Below are 24019 nucleotides of genomic sequence, written 5' to 3'. Positions count from 1 at the left end.
CGTGGCCGACCGCCACGTGATCGGGATCGTGCTCGCCGGCGGGGCGGGCAAGCGGCTGATGCCGCTCACGGCCGACCGGGCCAAGCCGGCCGTGCCCTTCGCCGGGACCTACCGGTTGGTCGACTTCGCCCTGTCGAACCTCGTCAACGGCGGCTACCTGCGCCTGGTCGTGTTGACCCAGTACAAGAGCCACAGCCTCGATCGGCACATCTCCACCACCTGGCGGCTGTCACCGCTGCTGGGCAACTACGTCACGCCGGTGCCCGCGCAGATGCGCCACGGTGCGCGGTGGTTCGCCGGGTCGGCGGACGCGATCTACCAGAACCTCAACATCGTTCGCGACGAGCGTCCCGATCACGTGATCGTGTTCAGCGCCGACCACGTCTACCGGATGGACCCGCGCCAGATGGTCGAGCAGCACGTCGCCACCGGGGCGGGGGTGACGGTCGCTGCGATCCGCGCCCCGCGCGAGGAGGCGTCCCGGTTCGGGGTGGTGCAGCCGGGGGAGGGCACCAGGCTGGCGGCCTTCCACGAGAAGCCGTCCACCGCGCAGGGCCTGCCGGACGCACCCGACCAGGTGTTCGCCTCGATGGGCAACTACGTGTTCGCCACCGAGGTGCTGGTCGATGCGGTGACCCGCGATGCCCAGCGTGAGGACAGCGACCACGATGTGGGCCGCGACGTCATCACCATGCTGACCGCAGCAGATCAGGCGCACGTGTACGACTTCGCCAGCAACGACGTGCCGGGAGCCACCGAGCGTGACCGCGGCTACTGGCGGGACGTGGGGACCCTCGACGCCTACTACGCGGCACACATGGACCTCGTCTCGGTGCACCCGATCTTCAACCTGTACAACCGCGACTGGCCGATCCACACCTGGCCGGGGTCGCTCCCGCCCACCAAGTTCATCTTCGACGACGACGGGCGCCGGGGACAGGCGCTCAACTCGATGGTCAGCGGCGGTGTGATCGTCTCGGGCGGGACGGTGCGGCGGTCGGTGCTGTCCCCGGGGGTGTTGGTGGAGTCGCACGCCCAGGTGGAAGGGTCCGTGCTGATGCAGGACGTCGTGGTCGGCCGCAACGCCGTCGTCCGCAACGCCATCGTCGACAAGAACGTGGTCATCGCAGAAGGTGCCCGCATCGGGGTGGACCCGGACCTCGACCGCGAGCGCTTCACCGTCTCCGACGGCGGCGTCGTGGTGATCGGCAAGGGGCAGCGCGTGCCTGCAGCGGCGGGCGCCGTCTGCCCGTGAAGGCCGCGATCGTCACCCGCGAGTACCCGCCGGAGGTGTACGGCGGCGCCGGCGTGCACGTCGAGCACCTCGCCACCGCACTTGCCCAGCACGTCGACGTCGCGGTGCACTGCTTCGGGCCCCCCCGAAGCGACCCGCTGGTGGCCGCGGCGTACCAGCCGTGGGAGGAGTTGGAGGGCGACGCACGCCACCTGGCCGCCCTGCGCACCATGTCGGTGGATCTGGTGATGGCCGCCGGCGTGGCCGGCGCCGACCTGGTCCACACCCACACCTGGTACGCGAACTTCGCCGGGCACCTGGCCAAGCTGCTCTACGAGGTCCCGCACGTGGCGACCGTCCACAGCCTCGAGCCGTTGCGCCCGTGGAAGGCCGAGCAGCTCGGCGGCGGCTACGCGCTGTCCAGCTTCTGCGAACGCACCGGGCTGGAGGATGCCGACGCGGTGATCGCGGTGTCCGAGGGCATGCGCGCCGACGTGGTCGCCTGTTACCCGCAGATCGCTCCCGACCGGGTCCAGGTGATCCACAACGGCGTCGACCCGGACGTGTACCGGCCCGCACCCGACCGCCACGTGCTACGCCGTCTGGGCATTGACCCCGACCAGCCGTCGGTGGTGTTCGTCGGCCGCATCACCCGCCAGAAGGGCCTGCCGCACCTGCTCCGCGCTGTCGAGCTCCTCGTGCACCCCGCGCAGCTGGTGCTGTTGGCCGGCGAGCCCGACACGCCTGAGATCGCGGCCGAGGTCCGCGCTCGGGTCGAACGGCTCCGTGCGGGGCGGGGCGGGGTCGTGTGGGAGGAGGCGATGCTGCCCCGCGCCGACGTCGTCGCGGTGCTGTCCCACGCCACGGTGTTCGTCTGCCCATCGGTGTACGAACCGTTCGGGCTGGTCAACCTCGAGGCGATGGCGTGTGGAGCCCCGGTCGTGGCGACCGCAACCGGCGGGATCCCCGAGATCGTGGTCGAGGGCGACACCGGCCTGCTGGTCCCGTTCGAGCCCGGTGACCCCACGTCGGAGCCAGCCGACGCCGAGCGGTTCGCCCGGGACCTGGCCACCCGCATCGACGAGCTCCTGGCCGACCCCTCCCGCGCCGCCCGCATGGGTCGAGCAGGCCGCCGACGGGTGCTGGACCGCTTCACGTGGGACGTGGTCGCCGAGCGGACGGCCGACCTCTACCAGCGCCTCACGGGTGGTTGACGTCGGTCGGGACGTCGGCGCCCACCGCAACCGTCGACCCGACGTCGGTTCGACGACGTTCGCGTTCGCGACGGCTGGTCAGCCCCGCCCCGACCAGGACCAGCGCCGTCCCGACCAGCGCCAGCGGGTGGACCGCCTCGCCGCGCACCGTCACGCCCAGCACGATCGCGACGACGGGGATGAAGTAGATCGCCACCGACCCGCGTGCTGCACCCACCCGCCCCACCAGGGTGGTCATCCCCACGAACGCCAGACCCGTGCCCAGCACCCCCAGGGGAAGCATGGCCACGGCGCTGGTCCACTCCCAGGTCGAGGTCGGCACCGACGCGGCACCCACCGGGGCGATCACCACCAGCGCCACGAGCTGGGCGCGGAGCAGCACGGGAGCGCTGCCGTAGCGTTGCTGCAGCGGGACGGCGAGGTTGGTGGCCAGGCCGTACAGCGCCACCGCGACCAGCAGCAGCGCCACGCCCAGCAGTGACGCGTCCGCCCCCGACGCGTTGGGCCACATGATCGCCACCACGCCGATGAACCCCAGCGCGAGGCCGACGACCTGGGTCGGTCGGGGCAGGGACCGCAGCAGCAGCGTCGCGATCAGCGCGCTCCACAGCGGCACCGCCCCGTTGATCATCCCGGCCACCGACGAGTCGACCCACTGCTGGGCGATGGGGAACAGCAGCAGCGGGGCGGCCATCCACACCAGCCCCAGCACCGCGACCCGCGGCCAGTCGTCGCGGTGGACGCTGCTCCTGGCACGGGGGACCAGCGCGAGTGCGACCACCCCCAGGGTGAGGCGAGCCAGTGCCACGACCCCGGGGGCGAACGCTTCGAGCCCGATGGCGATGAACAGGAACGACGAGCCCCAGATCGCGGCGATCCCGGCGAGCAACCCCCACTCGACCACACCGAAAGGTTCGACTCGGGTGCCGTGCGCGGTCTGCAGCACCCGGCGCCGGGCCGGGCCCGGCCGCCCCGGTGGCGGGTGATCCCTGGCGGGATCCGGGGTCAGGCTCACGTCGCGGCGGCGCCGTCAAGCGGTGCGTTGATCGGCCGGCGCGGCGATGACCACGTCGAGCTGGCGGTGCGCCTCGCGCAACGAGCGCTCGACGTCCGCGGGAGTCTGGCCACGGGCGAACAGGAAGCCCAGGTAGCGGTCGCCTTCCGGCAGCGGCGCCACCGCACGCCCGGTCGGGACGGTGATCTCGAGGCCGACGATGCCAGGGACCGAACGGGCAGCGTCCTGGCCTTGGACGGCCCGGAGCACGCCCGCGTGGGGGATGGGCAGCATCATCACCCCGGACGCGTCCGGCTCACGTCGCAGCGTGTCCAGCGGCAGATCGAGCGCGTGACGCAGGATCAGCTCCTCGAGCTGAACGCCCAACCCGAACCGCAACGCACGGGCGCACAGCCCACCGATGGAACGCGCGGCCACCTCCAGGAACGTCGCGACCCCGTCCGGCCCGACCCGTAGCTCCGCGTGGACGGGGCCTTCGCGCAAGCCGACCGCGGTCATTGCGTCGGCGGTGACACGCTCGATCTCGGCCACGACGTCCGCTGGCTTGCTCGACGGCGTGACGTACAGGGTCTCCTCGAAGTAGGGCCCGTCGAGCGGGTCAGGCTTGTCGAAGACCGCCAGCACCTCGAGGTGGCCGCCGCGCAGCAGCCCTTCGACGGCCACCTCCTGGCCGGGAACGAAGCGTTCGACCAGCAACGGACCCTCTGCATCGGCGTCAGCGCATCCCAGCAGCCGCCGGATCCGTGCCGCAGCGATCGCGGCATCCTCCGGGGTGTCGGCGCGGATCACCCCGCGGCTGGCTGACAACGACACCGGTTTGACCACGCACGGAAGGCCCACCGTGCGGGCGAGCGCGGCGACGTCGTCGCCTGATGCGGCGACGCGGAAGTCGGGCTGGCGCACCCGCCCAGCCAGCGCGCGACGCAGCGCGACCTTGTCCCGGGTGCGGGCGACCGCATCCGGCGGGTTGTGGGGGATCCCGAGCGCGGCGGCGGCCTGCGCTCCGGCCACAACCCCCTGGTCGTCGACCGCGATGACAGCGTCGATCCGGTTGCTGCGTGCGTGCGTGACGATCGCGCGTGCCGCCCGGTCAGGGTCGCCCAGATCGACCCTCAGCGCCCGATCGCCCATCCGATCGGCCATGGCCTGACGCTCCTCCGATGCGATCACCACCTCGACCCCCAGGCGCGTGGCGGCATCGAGGAAATCCCCGGCGCGGTACGTGGACGAGGGCAGGAGCAGAAGGATGCGGCGCACGGCGGTACCGTACGTGACGTGCGCGGTCCCGCCCAGGCGATGTCGGCCCGCGCGGAGGGCATCCATGACCGACAGTCCCATGACAACCGAACCGATCGTGCAGATCACGCCCAACGCCAAGGAGAAGATCCTGCGGGTGCGGGCGCAGGAACCCCAGCCCGAGGCGATGGCGCTCTGGGTGTCCGTCAGCGGGTTCGGTCCACGCGGCTACGACCACGAGATCCGGATCGATCGGCTGGAGCTGGCCGAGCCCAGCGACGTCGTGCAGCACCACGATGACCTGTCGATCGTCATCCCCGAGGACGACGTCGACAAGCTCCGCGGCGCAACGGTCGCCGTGGAAGGTGACCCCGTCTACGGCGCCGTGGTCGTCACCAACCCCAACAAGCCCGAGAGCCCGCAGATGCGTGGCCAGGTCGGCGACCTCAGCGGCCCGCTCGCGGAGCGCGTGGCGCAGATCCTCGAAGGGGTGGTCAACCCGAGCATCGCCGCGCACGGCGGCCATGCCGAACTTGTCGGCGTCGAGGACGACACCGCCTACCTACGCCTGTCGGGCGGGTGCCAAGGTTGCGGGATGGCCAAGGTGACGCTGACCCAGGGGATCGAGGTGGCGATCCGCGATGCCGTCCCCGAGATCCGCAACATCGTGGACGTCACCGACCACGCCGCCGGGGACAGCCCGTACTTCGAGTCGTCCAAGAAGTAACGGCAAGCAGCAGTCGATCGTCGGCCCGCCGGCGTGAGCCGGCCGCCCTGCGACCCCGTAGGACCGTCTTCGCTCCGGTCCCCCCCGACGCGGTCAGGCGGCCCGCTGGTCGTGGTCGCCGGCGTGCAGCTCGCGGAGCTGCTCGATGTCGCGCGGGGTGGCGACCCCGAGCGCGAGCTTGACGGCGAGCAGAGCCTGGTGCTCATGGGACTGCGTCGCTGCCATGTCACGCCCTACGTGGTCGGTCGCCTCGTCACCACCAGCATCGGCCAACCTGGTCGGGTTCGGTAGCTGCGCCCGTGGCAACGGTGCGAACCGGGTGTGTGGTACGTGCCGCGTCGTCCGGCCGGGCTCGCGGGCTGTCCTGCCCGGCCAGGTCTTTGGCGCGGAGGGCGACGTGCTGCATCACGGCGCCGTGACCTCGTGGCGCCAACGCGTGGTCGGTTGGGCACGTGAGCGTCCGGTGAGCTAACTGCAGCATGCGCTCTGCGCACTCTTGTTAGCGCATCTGGGGTTGGGGCTCCACCATCGGCACGGCGCTGCCGACACGTGAGCCGCGATGTGAAGCGCTCGCGTTCGACGCGGCCGTCGCCCTCTTCCCCCTCCCCGAACGAGAGATCCTCCATGCCGTCTTCTGTGTCTCCTCGACGACTGCGGCTTCTCCGCGCGCTCCCGGCCGTGTTCGTCGCGGTCTCGCTCGCCGTCACGCAACTCGTGGGGGCGGAGCCTGCGCACGCCGCGTCCGGCGTCCAGCGCGTCCACGACCGCGACCGCGTGTCGACGGCGGTCGCGGTCGCCACGCAGGCGTGGGGCCACGCCCCACACGTGCTGCTGGCCACAGCCTCCGACTACCCCGACGCGATCGCGGGAGCAGCGCTGGCGGCCCGACGCCAGGGGCCGGTCCTGCTCACGCCACCCGACCACGTGCCCGTGCCCGTGTGGGAGGCGCTGCGGTCACTGGGCACCACCGACGTCACCATCCTCGGGGGCGGCAAGGCAGTGACGCCCGCGGTCGAGCAGCACCTGCGGGCCGCCGGGTACGCGGTGCAACGCGCCTCGGGGCCGACCCGGTACCACACCGCCGCGGTCGTGGCCGGGCAGGTCAACGCCGGTGGGGACGTCCCGCTCGTGGCGGTCGCGGTGGGCAGCCGCGCCGACGGCCGTGACGCCTGGCCGGACGCGCTGTCAGCAGCGTCGCTGGCGGGGCTCAACTCCCCGGCGCCGACCCTGTTGGCTGCCGACGATCACCTGCCCGACGCCACCCGCGACGCGCTGCAGCAGCTGGCACCCGACCGCGTGATGGTCCTCGGCGGGCCGGGGGCGGTCAGCGACGCGGTCGTCCAGCAGATCGCCGGGATGGACATCCCGGTCGAACGGGCCGCCGGCAGCGACCGGTTCGCGACCTCCGTACGGGTCGCCCAAGCCGCCCTCGACGGAGGCGGCGGTGCCGGCACGCTCGACGGCCAACAGGTCGTGTTCGCCTCCGGGGAGAACTTCCCGGACGCGCTGGGCGCCGGGGCGCTGGCGGCTCGCCGGTCCGCTCCGCTCGTCCTGGTGCCCGGCGGGCAGCTGGCGGACGGCGTCGATGCGTTCCTGCGCAGCGACGGGACGGACTTCGAAGGCGGCGTCCTGGTCGGGGGACCGGTGGCGGTCAGCGGGTTCGTCCACCAGGAGCTCGAGGCGGCACTGGCCGGGGCTCCGCGGCCCACGCCGCCGCCACCGCCACCGCCGGCCCCCGAACCCAGTTGCGCGCCGAACTCGTCGCCGGACTGCCGTTACACCTACCACCATCCCATTTCGACCTGGGAGTCGTTGGCACGCTGCGAATCCGGCGGGAACTGGGCGATCAACACCGGCAACGGCTACTACGGGGGTCTGCAGTTCGCGCTGTCGTCGTGGCGCGCCGTCGGGGGGACCGGCTACCCGCACCAGCAATCGAAGTGGGAGCAGATCTACCGCGGTGAGCTGCTGCAGTCCCGGCAGGGCTGGGGTGCCTGGCCGTCGTGTTCCCGCAAGATCGGGCTGCGCTAGCGTCGACGTCGGTTGTGTCCAGGCCGTCGAGGTTGCCATGTCAGGGTCGACGACACGGAAGGTGACGTCCGCCGGGCGACGCCCGAACATGGCGTGGCAGCAACAGCGCAGCATCGGTTGAGGAGCACGGCGTGACCTGGGATCCGCACGGCAAGGTTGCGGTGGTCACCGGCGCCTCCAGCGGGATCGGTCGCGCCACCGCGCGTCGGCTGGCGTCGGCGGGCATGACGGTGGTCGGCGTCGCTCGACGCGAGCAACGGCTGCGCGAGCTCACCGGCGAGGAACCCAACGTGGTGGCGCACGCGGCCGACATCACCGACGTGGCCGCGGTCGATGCGCTGTCCGAGCGGGTCCGCGACGAGTTCGGTGCCTGCCACGCACTGATCAACAACGCCGGGGTTGCGGGCGGGCAGTTCTGGGACCGCGACGACCTCGACGACGCGTTGCAGACCCTCGACGTGAACCTGCTGGGCACCTTCCGGTGTCTCGCGGCGTTCGCCGACCTGCTGGCCGCATCCGCCCCGAGCCGCGTCATCAACGTCGCGTCGGTCGCCGGGAAGCTGGGCATCGGGCCGGCCGCGTACGCGGCCAGCAAGTTCGGGGTCGTCGGCGTCTCCGAAGCGTTGGCGTTCTCGTGGGCTGCCCGGGGCGTGACCGTCTGTCAACTCAACCCCGGTTTCATCGAGACCGAGGGCTTCCCGCAGACCGGGCTCAGGCGCCGAGGCCTGGGTCCGCTGATCGGGGAGCCCGACGACGTCGCCGAAGCGGTGTTCGACGCGCTCGTGCGCGGCAAGGTCGAGCGCACGGTTCCGCGCTGGTACCGCGGGATCGTGGTGGTGCGCCACGTTGCGGCGCCGCTGTACCGGGCGGTCGCCTCACGCCTGGACCGTGCGCGTGGGATCCGCCACTGAACTGCGACCCGTCGACATGCCGGGTTGTTCCCGGCTGCGGGAACAGATCGTCACACCACCGCACTGCGACCCGTCGACGTGCCGGGTCGTTCCCGGCTGCGGGAACAGATCGTCACACCACCGCACTGCGACCCGTCGACGTGCCGGGTCGTTCCCGGCTGCGGGAACAGATCGTCACACCACCAGGTGGGGTCCTAGAACGGCAGGCCCTGCGTCCGCGCTGCAGCCTCCACCAGTCCCCGCAGCTTGTCGGCGCGGGCAGGGTGGCGGAGCTTCGTCAGCGTCTTCTTCTCGATCTGGCGGATCCGCTCGCGCGTGACGCCGTAGAACTCGCCGATCTCTTCCAAGGTCCGTGTGCGCCCGTCGAGCAGCCCGAAGCGCATCATCAGCACGCCCCGCTCGCGCTCGTCGAGCGACGACAGCGCCGCGGCGACGTCGTCGCGGGCCAGCTTGAAGGCGGCGACCGCTTCCGGGTCGATGGCGTCCTCGTCGGGGACGAGCTCACCCATCGTGGTGTCGCCCTCCTCCCCGACCGGCTTGTCCAGCGACGCGATCGAGCTGGACGCCTGGCGGATATCGCGCAGTCGCTCGAGCTCGAGGCCGAGCTCGTCGGCGACCTCCTCGTCGGTGGGCTCACGGCCGTGGATCTGCAGTAGGTCCATCTCGACGCGGCGGATCTTGCCGACCATCTCGTGCACGTGGACGGGGAGGCGCACGACCCGGGCCTTGTTGGCGGTCCCGCGGGTCAGGGCCTGACGGATCCACCACGTGGCGTACGTCGAGAACTTGTAGCCCTTCTTGTAGTCGAACTTCTCGACGGCCCGGATCAGACCGAGGTTTCCCTCTTGGATCAGGCCCAGCAGGCTCAGTCCCCGGCCCCGGTAGCGGCGCGCCACCGAGACCACCAGGCGCAGGTTCGCACGGATCATGTGTTCGTGCGCCCGCTGGCCGTCGCGCACCAGCTTCCACAGCGTCGCCCTGCGCTGTGCGCTGAGCGTGAGCGTCTCGTCTTCCATCATGTGCCGCGCTGCCCGACCGGCGTGGTCGCGCTTGGAGAGGTCGATCTCCTCCTCGGCTGTGAGCAGGGCGGTCCGCCCGATGCCGTCGAGGTACTGGCGGACCGAGTCGGTCGAGGCGCTCAACGGTCGGGGGGTGGGATGGTCACCGTCCTGGGTGAGGTCGTCGACGACCACCATCCCGAGCTCACGGGCCTGCTGAGCCAGCTCCTCAACGAGGTCACCTTCGTCGACCAGCGGGTCGTGCAGCTCGGTCAGCTCCGAGGCGAGGAGGTAGCCACGCTGAGCGCCACGCTCGAACAGCTCCGCGATCTCGGCTCGAGCTTGGGGGATGTCGACGTCATCCACGCGTTCACGCTCCTCGTTATCGCTGGTGCCCACAGCCGAAGTGCGGGTCGCGGCCCCCCGCGGCGCGCGACCCGCCCCTTACCGTAACGGAGGTCGCCGCTTTCGGCCGCGCGCGCCGCGGGCGCCCGTGGGGATTGCAGAGAGCGGTCAGGCGATGAGGCGCTCGTAGTAGCGCAACACCGCCAGGACGTAGTACTGCGTCTCGGCGTATGGCGGGATGCCCCCGTGGGACACCACGGCACCTGGTCCGGCGTTGTACGCCGCCAGGGCCAGCTCCACGGATCCGAACGACGCGTGCTGCTGGGCGAGGTACCGCGCCCCGCCGGCGAGGTTCTGCAGCGGGTGCCCAGGATCGACACCCAGCCGGGCGGCGGTCGTCGGCATCAACTGCGCCAGACCCAACGCGCCAGCGTGTGACACGGCGCCAGGGTGGTAGGCGGATTCGGCCCAGACCACGGCCGCGAACAGCCGCGGGTCCAGTCCCGCCTGCGTCGCCGCCTGTGCGACCGCGGGGGCCCACCTGCGGGCGTGGGTGGGAAGGCGGTCCGCCCACTCGGGCATGGGGCCGTCGATCACGAGGTCCTGCCAGCGCACGTCGATGGCGCTGCGCAGCTCCTTGGACAGCTGTGCCGCGGCAGCCTCGAGCTGGCGGACCAGGGCCGCGCTGGCCTCGCGGTCCGCTTCGGTCGAGGCCACGATCTCCGCTCGGCGTTCGCGCTCGTGGCCGACCTTCGCGGTGACCTGGGCTTGGCGCTTGGCGAGCGCGTCGGCGCGGGCGCGCGCCTCGGTGGCCCGGACCTCCTCGCGCTGGCGTGCGGCCCGCAGGGCCGCGACCTCACGCCGGGCACGCGCCGCTTCGATCGTCACCCCCCGCGCCGAGCGCAGCAGCTCGCCGTCAGCAGCCAACGAGCGTTCCACGATGCGCACCCCGACCGCCAGGCCGTGCCCGTCGATCGCGCCGAGCAACGACCCGTACAGAGCGCTCGGCCAGGCCCGGGCCCCGTGTTTGAAGGTGGTGGCTGCACGTGCGTCGAGCCGATGGCGGGCGAGCGCGCTGTGATCGACCAGCGCGGACAGCTCGCGGTCGCGCTCGGCCAGCTGCGCCGTTGCGAGCTGGGTGAGCTCCCACGCTTGGCGGTAGGCGGCCTCAGCGGCGGCCCGTTCGGTGTCCAGGCGGCCGAGCTCGGCCGACTCCACCGCCAGGACCTCGTCGATCTGCGCGAGCGCGGCCCGCGCCTGCTGCACGTTGCGGTCGGCGTCGGACAGCTGCCCGCCGGCATCCGCCAGCCCGCGACGTGTCTCCTCCAGCCGTCGGCGGACCGCGTCTGCCGGCTCCGCGCCATGTGCCGGGACGGCCGCCCCCGCCAGCGCCACGCTGGCGGCGAGGGCCACCCACCTGCGACCGCTCAACGCTGCCCCACTTTCCCCGGCGGCGCTTCGGATGTCGCATCGTCGCTGCGGCGTCCGGTCGGGCCGACGCCACCGGCCCCTCGACGCACCCGGCTACGGTCAGCCGGGTACGCGCCCGGAGTTCGCACGCATGGCCGATGAACGGGCCACGTTCACCCACCGGTGCCGGCGCCACCTCGAGGGCCTCCTCGGCGTGCCCGCCACCGAGGGCAACGACGTCGCGGTGCTGCGCAACGGCGACGAGATCTTCCCCGCCATGCTTGAGGCGATCGGCGCCGCCACCAACACCGTGGACATCCTCACGTTCGTCTACTGGACGGGCAACATAGCCCAGAAGATGGCGGACACGCTCGCGGACCGCGCCAGGACCGGTTGCCGCGTGCGGGCGCTGCTCGACGCGTTCGGGGCGCGCCTGATGGACGACCATCTGGTCGACATGCTGCAGGACGCCGGCGCCGACGTCCGCTTCTTCCGTCCACCCACCAGCTGGGAGCGGATCACCGAGGCAACCCACCGCACCCACCGCAAGGTGCTGATCTGTGACGAGGAGGTCGCCTTCACCGGCGGTGTCGGCATCGCCGAGGAGTGGGAAGGTGACGCCCGCAACCACCGCGAGTGGCGCGACACCCACTTCCGGTTCCGTGGACCGGCGGTCGACGGTCTGCGCGCCGCGTTCGTGGACAACTGGGCCGAGACCCACGGCCCGATCTTCGACGAACGCGACCGGTTCCCCGAACAGCCCCAGGCCGGCGAGTCGGTGGTGCAGGTGATCCGCGGGGAAGCCGAAGCCGGCTGGAGCAACATCACCACGCTCAAACGGAGCCTGATCCAGCTGGCGCAGGAACGGATCCGCATCACCACGGCGTACCTCTCGCCGGACGATGTGATGCTCGACCTGCTGTGCTCGGCCGCCCAGCGGGGCATCGAGATCGACATCCTCCTGCCGGGTGTCCACGCCGACAAGCGGGTCGCGCAGATCGCCGGCGAGCAGGGCTACCAGCAGCTGATGGACTGCGGGGTCGGGATCTACAACTACCAGCGCACCATGCTGCACCCCAAGGTGATGACCATCGACGGCGCCGTAGCGAACGTGGGGTCGTCGAACTTCAACAGCCGGTCGTTCTCCGAAGACGACGAGGTGGATGCCGTGATCTTCGACCGCGACGTGGTGGAGGTGCTCGACGCCCACTTCGACGAGGACCTCACCTGGAGCGAGGAGATGCAGCCAGGACGCTGGGACGACCGCAGCCTGACCCAGCGGACACTGGAGCAGCTGAGCGCCCTGATCGACCAGCAGATCTGACCGCTCCTGCCGCCGCTTCAGCGACCGCTGCGCGAGGAGTGCATCCAGTCCACGCTTCCGCGCCAGTCGCCGCCCCATCCCCAGCCGATCTCGGCGAACGCCTCGGTCACAACGTCGCCGGCCAGGATCATCCCCGGCCGCTCCCAGCCTCGGTCGGTGTAGGCGGACGCGAGTTCCGGCAGGACCAGGTCGCCCTTGACGTACGGGTTGTGGAACGGATTGATGTCGACCGCCAGGCCGTAGGCGTGCTCCGACCACGAGGTCGCCCCGCGCACGGAGCGGCACACGAACGCCGTGGTGTTGTTGCCGTCGCCGGTGGGGAGCGCGTCGACCTCCTCTGGGGACACCACGCGCATCTCTTCGATCGGGAAGCCGGCCTCGAACAGCCGCTCGAAGACGGTGACCACGGGATCCGCTGCGGACGCGTGCAGCAGGAGCTCCCCGCGGTACGCCCGCCCGTCGAACCCCCAGAACGACAGCGTGACGTAGCGCAGGTCCGACACGGCGACCGGACATCGCCGCGACCACGTGGAGCGCGCGACGACCTCCTCGGGCACGTCGCTGACCGTGGCCACGAAGCGGTCGGTGCCGGCCCGCGGGACTCCCACCGGTGGCGGCAACCGGCGGTCGCGGAGCTCAGGCGGCGTCGGTTGGACCTGGCCGAAGCCATCCGCGCGGAGCGGCAGCACCCGCGTGCCGAGCCAGGATGGTCGCGTGCTGATCGGCGGATCGGCTGCGATCGCCTCCTCCGCGGTCGGTGGCGGTCCGCCCGGCGTGTGCCCGGCCGCAGCCGTCGCCGACGGCGACACGGCCGGCTCCCCGTTGGTGGCGGAGGTCGTGTCGGACGGCGACGGCTGCGACGTCCCGGCAGGCGCACCGTCAGAAGATCTCCCCGGCAGGCAGCCCGTGACCACGGCGGCGGCGATCAACACGGCGACGGCGGCGCGCCGGCGACGGGGGCGCGGGGATGGCATGCGGGGACGCTACCGCCGGTGCGCCGGGAGCGTGTTACAGCAGCAGCTGCCACAGGCCCAACGCCACGCCGAAGACGCGACTGAGCGCACCCGGCAGCAGCAGCACCACGATCAGCAGCAACCCCATCGAGTACGACCGGAGCTGGGTCCACGCCGGCAACCAGCGTCTCGGCAGGATCCGTTCGATCACAGCTGAGCCGTCCAGGGGCGGGAGGGGGATGAGGTTGAACGCGGCGAGGATCACGTTGATCCAGCCGAACGCGAACAGCGCCTGCAGCAGCGCATCACCTTGACGTATCCCGGCCAGTGCCGGGTTGGTGACCAGTGCACGCAGTCCCAGCGCCGCGCCCACTGCCAGGACGATGTTCACGGCCGGTCCCGCCAGGCTGACCAGGAGCCCGTGGTCGCGAGGGCGTCGCATCCGCGCGGGGTTGACGGGCACGGGTTTCGCGTAACCGAACGCGGCCCCGGTGGTGACCGCCAGCAGGAGGGGAAGGAGGATCGTCCCGAACGGATCGATGTGCTTGACCGGGTTGAGCGTGAGCCGCCCCGCCCGCTTGGCGGTGTCGTCGCCGAAGGCCAGCGCGACGGCGCCGTGGGAGACCTCGTGGAGGATCACCGACGGGGCCAGGACCACGAGGATGAGGACGACCTGTGTCAGTACCGACCTCCACTGGATGGACCCCAACTGGCGGGGCCGAGGCTACCGCGCGTTGTTCGGCTACCGGTCCACCAAGCTTCGGAGTGCCAGCGCCGACGCGTTAGTCTCCCCGGGGGCGCCGATGGATGGTGGGGGAATGGCGCGGGGCGGCAACCGATGCGCGGTGGTGGCGGTCGCGCTCGCCGCGGTGGTGATGTCCGGCTCGGTCGCCCCGGCTGGCGCTGACCCGCAGAGGGTGCAGGACACCGAGGGGCGGTTGGAGGAGACCCGCCGCACGGCCAGTCGGGCGGAGCACCGGCTCGACGAGCTGGCCCGCGCGGCGGAGCTGGCGGTCGAGTCCTACAACGAAGCCAACGAGCGGCTCACCGTGGTGCGCCGCCAGATGGCGGAGGTCGTGGCCGAGATCCAGCACCTCGAGACCAGTATGCAACAGCGCCAGGATCTGGCGGACGGGTTCGCTCGGCGTCTGTACCAGCAGGGCGTCACCCACCAGATCGCGGTCGTCTTGGACGCCGGTGACGCGGCGGAGGCCCAGGCCCGGTTGACGCTGCTGCGGTCGGCCGCTCAGGCGCAGCTGTCGGTGGTCGACGCGCTCCGCGGCGACCGTCGCGTCCGGGCGGGGCACTTGGGGCGGCTGGAAACGGTCCGGGCCGAAGCCGCCGCGGCGGAACGGTCGCTGGCGGGGGAGCGCCACCGCGTGGAGAGCCTGCTCGCGACGCAACGGGCCGAGGTGGACCAGCTGCGCGAGGCGGTCGCGGAGGCCGAGGGCGCCCACGTCGAGGCTGTCCGCGCCGAGGAGGAACGGCTCGCACGGCAACGGGCGGAGCGTGAAGCCCGCGAACGCGCGGAGCGCGAGCGGATTGCGCACGAGGCACGCCAGCGGGCCCAGGCGGAGACTCGTGAGGCGGCTCGCCGGGCCGCCGATACGACAAGGCGCGCCACCACCCCCTCCGCTCCGCCCGCCGCCTCCGAGCCTCCGCAGCCGCCACCTTCGGCGGGCGACGGGGCGCAGACCGCCGTCGACGCGGCGCGGTCGCAGGTCGGCAAGCCCTACCGCTGGGGAGCCGAAGGCCCTGACGCCTACGACTGCTCCGGCCTGACGAAGTGGGCGTGGGCCAAGGCGGGGGTGTCGCTGCCACACAGCTCACGGATGCAGTTCGAGGTGACGGCGCGCGTGCCTCGCTCGGACCTTCGACCCGGTGACCTGATGTTCTTCGGCAGCCCGATCCACCACGTCGCGCTCTACATCGGCGACGGCAAGGTCGTGGAAGCGCCCTACAGCGGCGAGCGCGTCCGGATCAACGACCGCACGGTGCACCGCTCCGACCTGGTGGGCATCGGCCGGCCCAGGACCCGCTGACCGTCGTCGCCGCTGTCCGCAGCGCCCGGCGCCGTCACGAGCGAGCCGGCGCCGGGTCAGGCGACCTCATCCAGCCCCGGCGGGTAGACGCCGGTGGCGCGGCGCCAACCTTCCGCGGCGCCCCGCGACGCCAGCATCCGGGCGATTCCGACCAGCATCCCGGTCAGCGCAGCCCACGCGATCGCCTCGCTCCACCGCGTGTACGGAGACGCGGGGTTCGCCGGCGGGTCGGCGTTGCGGGTGCGCTTCCACGCGGCGGTCGCCGCGTTCCGGACCAGTGCAGCGGCCGCGATCGCCGCGACGGTCCCCAACGCCTTCCACAGAGTCTCCCTGGAATCCACGTTCGCTCCTGGCTGCCGGCACCGGGAAACTACAAGCGCCGACGGCTGTCAGGCGAGTGCGGGCACGGGCGAAGGGAGGTGCGAGGGCGGTACCGGGGCGATGCCCGATTGGCGTCGCCCCGGCCCGACCTTGTTCCATTGTCTTGCGACCACTGCCGCGCAACAAGGAGATCCCATGAGCGACCGCTCCGGTCCGCTCCGCGACGCCGTCTACGTCGACGGAGTCCGCCTGCCCATCGGCCGCGCCAAGCCGGACGGCTATTACGCCGACACTCGGGCGGACGACATGGCGGTGCGCACGGTGCGTGCCCTGCTGGAACGCAACCCGGCCGTGGATCCCGGCGACATCGACGACGTGGCGCTGGCCGCGACCGCGCAGGTCGGCGACCAGGGACTGACCATGGGTCGGGCCGTCGCCGTGCTGGCCGGCCTCCCACTGACCGTCCCCGGGTACGCCATCGACCGGATGTGCGCCGGGGCGCTGACCGCGATCTGCAACGCGGCCAACGCGATCAGGGTCGGGGCGCAGGACGTGGTCCTCGCCGGTGGGGTCGAACACATGGGCCACCACCCGATGGGGGCCCATATGGATCCCAACCCGCGGTTCATCGCCGAGAAGCTGGTGGACCCGACGGCGCTGGTGATGGGCAACACCGCCGAGAACCTGCACGACGAACTCCCGCAGATCACCCGCGAACGCGCCGACCAGTACGCGGTTCAGTCGCAGGAGCGGACCGCCAAAGCCCAGGCCGAGGGGATCTTCGACGGCCACGTGGCGCGCATGATGGTGTGGTCCAAGGACGGTGTGCGGGTCGTGGCCGACGACGAACATCCCCGCCCGGGCACCACCGTGAACGACCTGACCACGCTGTCGTCCCCGTTCCGGGTCGGTGGACGGGTCACAGCCGGGAACGCCGCTGGTCTCAACGATGGGGCGGGCTGTGTCCTGCTCACCAGCGCCGAGTACGCCCGGGCCAAGGGCCTCACACCGCGGATGCGCTTCGTCGACTACGTGTTCGTGGGTGTCGAGCCGGAGACCATGGGGTACGGCCCCGTCCCCGCGACCGATCAGATCCTGGGGCGCAACGACCTCACGATGGACGACATCGACGTGGTGTTCATGAACGAGGCGTTCGCGGTGCAGTGCGTGGCGTTCCTCGACCACTACGGCCTGCCACTGGACACGCCCAAGGTCAACCCCTACGGCGGCGCGATCGCGTTGGGCCACCCACTGGCGATGTCCGGGGCGCGGCTGACCGCCGAGCTGGCCACGTTCTTCGAGAAGAACCCCGACGCCCGTTACGGCGTGACGACGCTGTGTGTCGGGTTGGGCATGGGCTGCTCGATCTTGTGGGAGCGGCTGTAGGAACTCGAACAAGTCAGCCGGTCGGACGCACGCCGACCCGGCCAGACCGCGGAAGGAACCCCGACATGGCCAACGATGTCTACACGCGCTTCAAGGTCCGCTACTACGACTCGCGGGAGGCCGGACGTCTGGCGCTGGTCACCATGGACAACGGAGCCGACCACACCAAGCCCAACACGTTCGGGCTGAGGGCGCTGGAGTCGCTCCGGGATGCCCTGGATTCGATCGAGTCGCAGTCGGACGTCAAGGGCCTGATGCTGACCGGCAAGCCGTTCATCTTCGCAGCCGGGGCGGACATCACCGCGTTCGAGGGCGCCGACGAGGACTTCGCACGGGAGGCGGGGCGGACCGGTCACGGGCTGTTCCGCCGGCTGATGGACCTGCCATACCCGACGTTGGCGGCGATCAACGGCGTGTGCCTGGGTGGTGGCTTGGAGATCGCCCTGCACTGCGACTACCGCACGCTGTCGCAAGCCGCCGGCCCGATCGGCTTCCCCGAGGTGTTCCTGTCGATCCTCCCGGCGTGGGGCGGGACGCAGCTGACGCCGCGCATCGCGGGACCCGCCAACGCGCTGCAGGTGATCGTCCGCAACGCCCTCGACAACAACCGCACGTTGAACGCGGCCCAGGCCGCCCAACTGGGCCTGGCCGACGACGTGATCCCGGCGGTCGACTTCTACGAACGGTCGCTGCGGACCCTCGAGGAGCTGGTGACCGGCGAGCGGCGACTGGCCGAGCGGATCCCGTCGACCGAGGGGCTGGATGACGCGTTGCAGGAGGCCCGTGAGTACGTCGAGAACCGGGTGCACGGCGCGACCCGGGCCCCAGGCCTGGCCATCGACCTGATCGAGTTCGCCGCCCGCGGCGGGGACTTCAACGAGGGCTACCGCCTGGAGGAGGAGGCCATCACCGAACTGCTCCCGGCGCGCCAGGCGCAGGCGGCGGTGTACGCGTTCGAGCTGACCCAGCAGCGCATCAGGAAGCAGCCGTGGCGCCCGGACGCCGAGCCACGCCCGGTGCGCAAGGCCGCGATCGTCGGGTCGGGCCTGATGGGTGCCCAGCTCGGGTCGTACATCCTGCAGCGGCTCGAGGTACCGATCGTGATGAAGGACATCGACGAGGCCGTCCTCGAACAAGCCCGCCAAACCATCGAGGCCGACCTGGACCAGGCCGCCGAGCGCGGCCGGGTCCGCCGGGGCAAGGAGAGGTTCCTCAAGACGCTGGTGACCTACACCACCAGCTACGAGCCGGTGGAGGGGGCCGACCTGGCGCTGGAGGCCGTCGTCGAGCGGATGGACGTCAAGCAGCGCATTTTCGCCGATCTCGAGCAGGTGGTCGACGACGACGCGATCCTGGCGTCCAACACCTCGTCGCTGTCGGTCACCGAGATGGCAGCGCACCTGGATCGTCCCGAGCGGGTCGTGGGCCTGCACTTCTTCAATCCGGTGCGGGTCATGCCGTTCCTGGAGATCGTCCGGACAGAAGCCGCGAGTGACCGTGCCCTGGCCACCGCCTTTGAGCTGTCCAAGCAGCTTCGCAAGTCGGGCGTGCAGTGCAAGGACACCCCCGCCTTCATCGTCAACCGACTGCTGATGCGCTTCAACGGGGCGTGCATGCAGGCGCTGCGCCACGGCAACCCGTTCACCGACATCGATGACGCGATCAAGCAGCTGGGCCTGCCGATGGGGCCCTTCGAACTGCTGGGCTTCGTGGGCCTGAAGGTCGCCTACCACACCGCCGAGACGCTGCACGCGGCGTTCCCCGACCGCTTCCCACGCGACGAGAACTTCCGGCGCTTCGCCGAGCTCGACGTGGACGGGATCTACGACTGGTCGCGGGGTCGCGTGACCCACGACGAGGTCGCGGCCGCCGTGCAGGTCGACGAGGGCCTCGAACCGCTCAGCGGGGAGGAGATCCGTCAGCGGGCGTTGGAGGCGACCACCGACGAAGCCAAGATGATGCTCGACGAGCAGGTCGTCGCCGACGGGCGCGACATCGACACCGGCTTGCTGTTGGGTGCCGGATGGCCGTTCTTCATGGGCGGCATCTGCAAGTACGCCGACCAGATCAGCCTGTCGGACAAGCTCTTCGGCCGGCAGCTGCTGACAGCCGACGACCGCGCGTTCGCCTGACGTCGTTTGAGGACTATTCCCTCAGAGTGGGCCGGTCACGGGGTGACCGTGCCCTCGATGCGGTCGGGCGGCACCTCCGCGGTGAGCCAGACCCCGCCGGGAAGGCGGTGGAAGACGGCACCGTCTCGTGCCAGACCCGCGGCGTCGACCGCCACCACCACCGGCCGGCCGTGGCGGGCACCGACCTGAGCTGCGGTGGGCACGTCCTCGGACAGGTGCACCAGTTGGCGCCCCATCGACCTGATCCCGGCAGCCAGGATCGCGTCGAGGGCCCGTGTGACCGTGCCGTGGTACAGCACCGGTGGCGGTTCGGCCGGTTCGTACCCGAGATCGACCGCGACGCTGTGGCCGTACCGGGCCCGTACGTGGGTGCCGTCAGCCGACAACTCGAAGCGGTCCTTGCCGCCCCGCCCCCCTGCGCCGCCGGCGACGCGCACGACCTCCTCCAGCTCCGCCTCCGTCACGTTCCTGCCCGGCCGGCCCAGGGCAGCGATCAGGTCTTCGACCGAGATCCAACCACCGGGCTCCAGGCGCAACCCCGCCCGCTGCGGGTCGTGGCGCAGCAGCAGCGCCAGCAGCTTCGACAGACGCGCGCGGCGGCGGGGGTCCACGTCTAGCGATCCTCGCCCACGCGGCGGTGGCCCTCCCCATCGATGTGATGCAGTCGGCTGGTGCCGTCGCGGACCTCCCAGGAGCTGAGCAGCGCCTCGCCGTCGCTGCGCTCGAGCACGGTGTCCACCGCCCACCACTCGCCCCGGATCCGGGCCGGCGTCACATCCATCACCACGTACCCGTGGGCGTCGAACTCGCACCAGTGCACGTGCGGGTTGTCGCGCATCACCGTGACCTCCACACCTTCGGCTTCGCGGTCGCGGTCCTCGCCGAGCTTCTCGTTGAGGTTCTGGCTCGTGACACTCGGCGTCACGAACTCCACCGCGACCGGTTCGATGTCTTGGGTGGGGTCCTCGAGCAGGTGCAGCGCCCAACAGGTGTGCACGTCGCCCGATAGGAGCACGACGTTGCGGACCTGGTCGCGGCGGATGGCCGCGAACACCCGGCCACGGTCGCCGGGGTAGCCGTCCCACTGGTCGGGGTTCGCGCCGTGACGTTCCTCGGTGAGGATCCCGAGCTCCGCGAGCGGCGGGCCGAGCCAGTCGGGGAGGAGGTGCGTGTAGCACTGCCCGACCATGATCGGGTTCCCGACGAGCTTCCACCGCGCCGTCGATCCTGCCAGGCGCTCGCACAGCCAGCGTCGTTGCTCGGCGCCGAGCAACTCTCGGACGTCGTCGTACATCGTGGGCGGGCCGACTTGCTCGTCGCGCCAGGAGCGGCAGTCGATCATGAGCAGGTCGGCGACGTCGCCCAGGGGGAACCGGCGGTAGATGCGTGCCGGGTGATCACGGTCGGGCATGCGGACCGGCAGCCACTCGTACCATGCCCGCAGCGCCGCGTCGGCCCGCACGTCGAACCGCCCGTGCAGTTGGGGATCGTGCTTGCTGGCTCCTTCCCGCCAGCGGTCGTCAGCGAACTCGTGGTCGTCGAAGACGTGGACCGTGGGGTGGCGCTGGTGCATCCGTTGGCAGTCCGGGTCCAGGCGGTGCAGCGCGTACCGCGTCCGGTAGTCATCGCGGCTGACGCAGTCGTGGTCGGGCACGTGGGCGCGGCCGATCGCAGCGCCCGGTGAACGATCCTCGGTCCCGTACTCGTAGATGTAGTCGCCCAGGTGCACGACCAGCGCCAGGTCGTCGCGGTCGGCGATCCGTCCGTAGGCGTTGAAGAACCCGTCGTTGTACTTCGCGCACGACGTGAACGCGAGCTTCACCGCGTCGGTCGCCCCGACCGGTGCGGTGCGGGTGCGCCCGACCGGTGAGCGTTCCCCGGCGGCTTCGAACGCGTAGAAGTAGGTGGTCGCCGGGGACAGGCCGGGGACGTCGATCTTCACGGTCCGGTCGCGGTCGGATCCGGTGGTCGTGACCCCGCTGGCGACCACGTCCGACAGGTCCTCGTCACGGGCGATCCGCCACCGCACGTCGACCGGGTCGTCGGGGGTGCTGACCCGGGTCCACAGCACCACCCGGTCCGCCTCGGGGTCGCCACTGGCCACCCCGTGCTGGAACGTCGGTCCGTTCACGTCGCGTGGGTCTGGTTGCATGTGTGGCCTTCCGACCGTCGCCACGGTAGGCCGCCGATCGAAGCGCCCGACGGTGGCGGTCGCCCTGGTGGCCAGGCGGAGGCTGCCGGCCAGGCCCGCGCAAAGCCCGTGTTGCCAAGGAGGATGCGTGGTTGAGCACCGCACCGACCTGACCGACGGGGTCGACGACGACGACGCGCTGGACGCCTACTCGCAGTTGGTGACCGCGGTCGCCGAGACGCTGGCCCCCGCGGTGGCGAGCGTCCGGTTGCGGGGACGTCGCGGCTCCGGCTCGGCGGTCGTGTTCGATCCCCGTGGGGTGCTGGTCACCTCCGCCCACGTGGTCGGCAGGATCGACAATGGCACGGCCACCTTCACCGATGGGCGCCAGTTCACCTTCCACGTGGTTGGCCGCGATCCGCTGAGCGACCTTGCGGCGCTGCGCGTGGACGGCCAGGGTCTGACCGCGGCACGGCTGGGTGACGCTGCCCGGCTCCGCGTCGGTCAACTGGTGGTGGCCATCGGGAACCCGCTCGGCTTCGCCGGCTCGGTCACCGCCGGGGTGGTCAGCGCCCTGGGTCGTTCGCTGCCGACCCGGGAGGGGGCGGTCACCCGGCTGGTCGAGAACGTGATCCAGACCGACGCTGCGCTCAACCCCGGCAACAGCGGCGGGGCGCTGGCCGACGCCCGCGGCCGTGTGGTGGGCATCAACACGGCGGTGGCGGGCGTCGGGCTGGGGCTCGCGGTCCCCGTCGACGACGCCACCTTGAGCATCGTCTCAGCGCTGGTGTCCGAGGGCCGCTACCGGCGGGCGTACCTCGGCATCGCCGGGGGTTCCCGTCCGCTTCCCCCGCGGGTGCGTGACGCGGTCGGGCGGGGCGCCGGCGTGGAGGTCGTCCAGGTCATGGCCGGCAGCCCCGCCGACCACGCCGGCATCACGGTGGAGGACATCGTCGTCGGGGTCGACGGTGAACCGGTCACCGAACTCGGGGATCTGCAGCGCCTGCTGGGTGGCGAGCGGATCGGCCGTCAGATCAGGCTCCATGTCGTCCGCGACGGCCAGCTCCGGCAACTCACGGTCGTCCCGTCGGAGCTGCGGGGATGATCGGTGCGGTCCACCACGCACTGCTGCGGGCCTTCCGCCGGCTCCCCGTCCGTGGGCGACGCTTCGTCGTCCGCCGGCTCGCACCGTCGTTCACCGTCGGGTCGGTCTGCGTGATCGAACGGTCCGACGGGGCGATCCTGCTGCTGCGTCTGTCCTACCGCGACGGTTGGGGGCTGCCAGGTGGCCTCCTCAAGCGCGGTGAGACACCGATCGACGCGGCCAGGCGCGAGGCCGACGAGGAGACCAGCCTCGACATCGAGACGCTCGGCGAGCCCGCAGTGGTCGTGGAGGCCGCCAAGCGGCGCATCGACATCGTGTTCCGCTGCCGGCCACGTCGCGGGACGCCGACCACGGCCCACACCCGCACCCCGGAGGTCGTCGACCTGGACTGGTTCCCCCATGGCGACCTACCGAGGCTGCAGGAGGAGGCCGCCACCGCGCTGGCCGCCCTCAGCCGGACCGAGGAGTCGGGCGGGACGGGAAGCGACGACCAGACCCCCTCGTCGTGGCCGGCTGGCTAGTCAGCGCGGCGCGAGATCCAGGGCGCCGGCGAGCTCGGCGAGCAGCGGCACCGGGGAGACCTCGACAGCGGGGGTGAGCGGGTGCACCGCGACGTGGTCGGCGCCCGCATCGACGTGGGCGCGGAGCCGGGCGGCCACGGCCTGGGCGTCTCCCCAGGCGATCAGCGCGTCGAACCGGACGTCGGCGAGCGGCTCGTCGAGGTCCGACTGATCCCAGCCCAGCCGCACCAGGTTGCGCCGGTAGTTGTCCAGCCGCAGGTAGCGGCGCAGGTGTCGGGCGGCGACCCGGCGGGCCTCGTCGCGGGTATCGGCCAGCACCACGGCCTGCTCGGGCACCAGGATCCTGTCACCACCGAGGATGTCGCGGGCGCGACGTGTGTGCTCGACGGGGACCAGGAAGGTGTGCGCCCCGGCGCTGCGCTCTGCTGCCAGCTCCAGCATGCGCGGGCCGAGCGCGGCCAGCATCCGCGGCGGCTCCTCAGGAAGCTCCGGGCCGCGCCACGGGGCCTGGTCCATGGCCTCGAGGTACCGCCGCATGGTCGTCAGCGGCCGTTCGTAGCTCTGGCCGCGGGTGTCGAGCAGTGGCGGGTGGCTCGCCCCGATGCCGAGCAGGAACCGGCCCGCGTACGCCTCGGCGAGGGTGCGCGCCCCGTTGGCCATCGCCATGGCGTCGCGCGCCCAGATGTTGGCGATCCCGGTGGCCACGACCACCTCGGCGGTCGCGGCGAGCAGGACGCCCGCGTGGGTCAGCGCCTCCTTGCCCTCGGCCTCGCCGACCCACACCGCACCGTAGCCGTGGCCCTCGATCGCCGCGGCGGCGGAGCGGGCCTCGTGGATGGGGAACAGGCCGAGGTGGCTGGCCCACACACCGTAGGTGCCGAGCCGCGCAGTGGTGTCCACCGCACCGACGTTACCGCCCACCATCCGGGTCCCGGCTGGCGATCGCCCGCCGACCATGGTCGGTGGTGCCGTGCCGGGCGTGC

Annotated in this window: 21 protein-coding genes; 11 read left to right on the top strand and 10 right to left on the bottom strand. The window is 71.7% G+C overall.

Going from position 1 to position 24019, the window contains the following annotated elements:
* Window position 1: 1 nt before the first annotated feature.
* Window positions 2–1255 carry a glucose-1-phosphate adenylyltransferase gene (glgC, locus tag KY462_03015; protein ID MBW3576708.1) on the top strand — a complete coding sequence of 418 codons (1254 nt, stop codon included), beginning with the start codon at window positions 2–4 and terminating at the stop codon, window positions 1253–1255.
* Window positions 1252–2448, top strand: coding sequence for a glycogen synthase (glgA, locus tag KY462_03010; GenBank protein ID MBW3576707.1), 1197 nt, complete (start codon window positions 1252–1254; stop codon window positions 2446–2448). Before glgC ends, glgA begins: the two co-directional genes overlap by 4 nt.
* On the opposite strand, the gene KY462_03005 is transcribed toward glgA, so the two are convergent.
* Together KY462_03005 and KY462_03000 are read right to left on the bottom strand one after the other, a co-directional pair.
* Entirely contained in the window at window positions 2435–3463 is a 1029-nt protein-coding gene (locus KY462_03005; protein MBW3576706.1) for a DMT family transporter, read from the bottom strand. The genes glgA and KY462_03005 overlap by 14 nt on opposite strands.
* A gap of 15 nt (window positions 3464–3478) precedes the next feature.
* Window positions 3479–4786 (bottom strand): ATP-grasp domain-containing protein, encoded by a 1308-nt coding sequence (locus KY462_03000; protein MBW3576705.1) that lies wholly within the window; start codon window positions 4784–4786, stop codon window positions 3479–3481.
* On the opposite strand from KY462_03000, the gene KY462_02995 reads away from it, so the two are divergent.
* The 3 genes from KY462_02995 to KY462_02985 all read left to right on the top strand — a co-directional run bounded on the left by KY462_02995 (window position 4785) and on the right by KY462_02985 (window position 8368).
* Entirely contained in the window at window positions 4785–5426 is a 642-nt protein-coding gene (locus KY462_02995; GenBank protein ID MBW3576704.1) for a NifU family protein, read from the top strand. The genes KY462_03000 and KY462_02995 overlap by 2 nt on opposite strands.
* A gap of 624 nt (window positions 5427–6050) precedes the next feature.
* Window positions 6051–7457 (top strand): cell wall-binding repeat-containing protein, encoded by a 1407-nt coding sequence (locus KY462_02990; protein MBW3576703.1) that lies wholly within the window; start codon window positions 6051–6053, stop codon window positions 7455–7457.
* A gap of 131 nt (window positions 7458–7588) precedes the next feature.
* Window positions 7589–8368: an SDR family oxidoreductase gene (locus tag KY462_02985; GenBank protein MBW3576702.1), complete on the top strand. Its 780-nt coding sequence runs from the start codon at window positions 7589–7591 to the stop codon at window positions 8366–8368.
* Window positions 8369–8562: 194 nt separating this feature from the next.
* Here the strand turns inward: KY462_02985 and KY462_02980 are convergent, their stop codons facing one another.
* Window positions 8563–9732, bottom strand: a complete 1170-nt coding sequence (locus tag KY462_02980; protein ID MBW3576701.1) for a sigma-70 family RNA polymerase sigma factor — start codon at window positions 9730–9732, stop codon at window positions 8563–8565.
* Window positions 9733–9879: 147 nt separating this feature from the next.
* The gene (locus KY462_02975) at window positions 9880–10293 is read right to left on the bottom strand and encodes a lytic transglycosylase domain-containing protein (GenBank protein ID MBW3576700.1); all 414 of its coding nucleotides are present in this window, start codon (window positions 10291–10293) and stop codon (window positions 9880–9882) included.
* 979 nt (window positions 10294–11272) lie between these two features.
* Here KY462_02975 and KY462_02970 point away from each other — a divergent pair.
* Window positions 11273–12445 (top strand): cardiolipin synthase B, encoded by a 1173-nt coding sequence (locus KY462_02970; GenBank protein ID MBW3576699.1) that lies wholly within the window; start codon window positions 11273–11275, stop codon window positions 12443–12445.
* 17 nt (window positions 12446–12462) lie between these two features.
* Here KY462_02970 and KY462_02965 read toward each other — a convergent pair whose 3' ends face one another.
* Both KY462_02965 and KY462_02960 read right to left on the bottom strand, forming a co-directional pair.
* A complete protein-coding gene (locus KY462_02965) occupies window positions 12463–13419 on the bottom strand; it encodes a M15 family metallopeptidase (GenBank protein MBW3576698.1) in 957 nt (318 codons plus the stop codon).
* A gap of 34 nt (window positions 13420–13453) precedes the next feature.
* Complete coding sequence (locus KY462_02960; GenBank protein ID MBW3576697.1) at window positions 13454–14080, bottom strand: site-2 protease family protein; 627 nt, start codon at window positions 14078–14080, stop codon at window positions 13454–13456.
* Window positions 14081–14216: 136 nt separating this feature from the next.
* Between KY462_02960 and KY462_02955 the strand changes: the two genes are divergently transcribed.
* Window positions 14217–15440 carry a C40 family peptidase gene (locus tag KY462_02955; GenBank protein ID MBW3576696.1) on the top strand — a complete coding sequence of 408 codons (1224 nt, stop codon included), beginning with the start codon at window positions 14217–14219 and terminating at the stop codon, window positions 15438–15440.
* Window positions 15441–15496: 56 nt separating this feature from the next.
* Here KY462_02955 and KY462_02950 read toward each other — a convergent pair whose 3' ends face one another.
* Window positions 15497–15781, bottom strand: a complete 285-nt coding sequence (locus KY462_02950; GenBank protein MBW3576695.1) for a DUF4235 domain-containing protein — start codon at window positions 15779–15781, stop codon at window positions 15497–15499.
* A gap of 175 nt (window positions 15782–15956) precedes the next feature.
* Here KY462_02950 and KY462_02945 point away from each other — a divergent pair, with 175 nt between their 5' ends.
* Together KY462_02945 and KY462_02940 are read left to right on the top strand one after the other, a co-directional pair.
* Window positions 15957–17147 carry a thiolase family protein gene (locus KY462_02945; protein ID MBW3576694.1) on the top strand — a complete coding sequence of 397 codons (1191 nt, stop codon included), beginning with the start codon at window positions 15957–15959 and terminating at the stop codon, window positions 17145–17147.
* Window positions 17148–17212: 65 nt separating this feature from the next.
* Entirely contained in the window at window positions 17213–19279 is a 2067-nt protein-coding gene (locus KY462_02940) for an enoyl-CoA hydratase/isomerase family protein (GenBank protein MBW3576693.1), read from the top strand.
* A 35-nt stretch (window positions 19280–19314) separates the two neighbouring features.
* Here KY462_02940 and KY462_02935 read toward each other — a convergent pair whose 3' ends face one another.
* Window positions 19315–19890, bottom strand: a complete 576-nt coding sequence (locus tag KY462_02935; GenBank protein ID MBW3576692.1) for an RNA 2'-phosphotransferase — start codon at window positions 19888–19890, stop codon at window positions 19315–19317.
* Window positions 19891–19892: 2 nt separating this feature from the next.
* Window positions 19893–21431 (bottom strand): alkaline phosphatase D family protein, encoded by a 1539-nt coding sequence (locus KY462_02930; protein MBW3576691.1) that lies wholly within the window; start codon window positions 21429–21431, stop codon window positions 19893–19895.
* Here KY462_02930 and KY462_02925 point away from each other — a divergent pair.
* Both KY462_02925 and KY462_02920 read left to right on the top strand, forming a co-directional pair.
* On the top strand, window positions 21430–22515 hold the full coding sequence (locus KY462_02925) for a trypsin-like peptidase domain-containing protein (GenBank protein ID MBW3576690.1): 1086 nt from the start codon (window positions 21430–21432) through the stop codon (window positions 22513–22515). The genes KY462_02930 and KY462_02925 overlap by 2 nt on opposite strands.
* Window positions 22512–23036 (top strand): NUDIX hydrolase, encoded by a 525-nt coding sequence (locus KY462_02920; protein MBW3576689.1) that lies wholly within the window; start codon window positions 22512–22514, stop codon window positions 23034–23036. The genes KY462_02925 and KY462_02920 overlap by 4 nt, the downstream gene beginning before the upstream one ends.
* Here the strand turns inward: KY462_02920 and KY462_02915 are convergent, their stop codons facing one another.
* Complete coding sequence (locus tag KY462_02915) at window positions 23037–23960, bottom strand: TIGR03620 family F420-dependent LLM class oxidoreductase (protein MBW3576688.1); 924 nt, start codon at window positions 23958–23960, stop codon at window positions 23037–23039.
* Between the last annotated feature and the right edge of the window lie 59 nt (window positions 23961–24019).

It is taken from the genome of Actinomycetota bacterium (assembly GCA_019347675.1).
Lineage (GTDB): Bacteria > Actinomycetota > Nitriliruptoria > Nitriliruptorales > JAHWKO01 > JAHWKW01.
The sequence above is the reverse complement of the archived record's forward strand: the minus strand, read 5'-3'. Positions and strand labels throughout refer to the sequence as shown.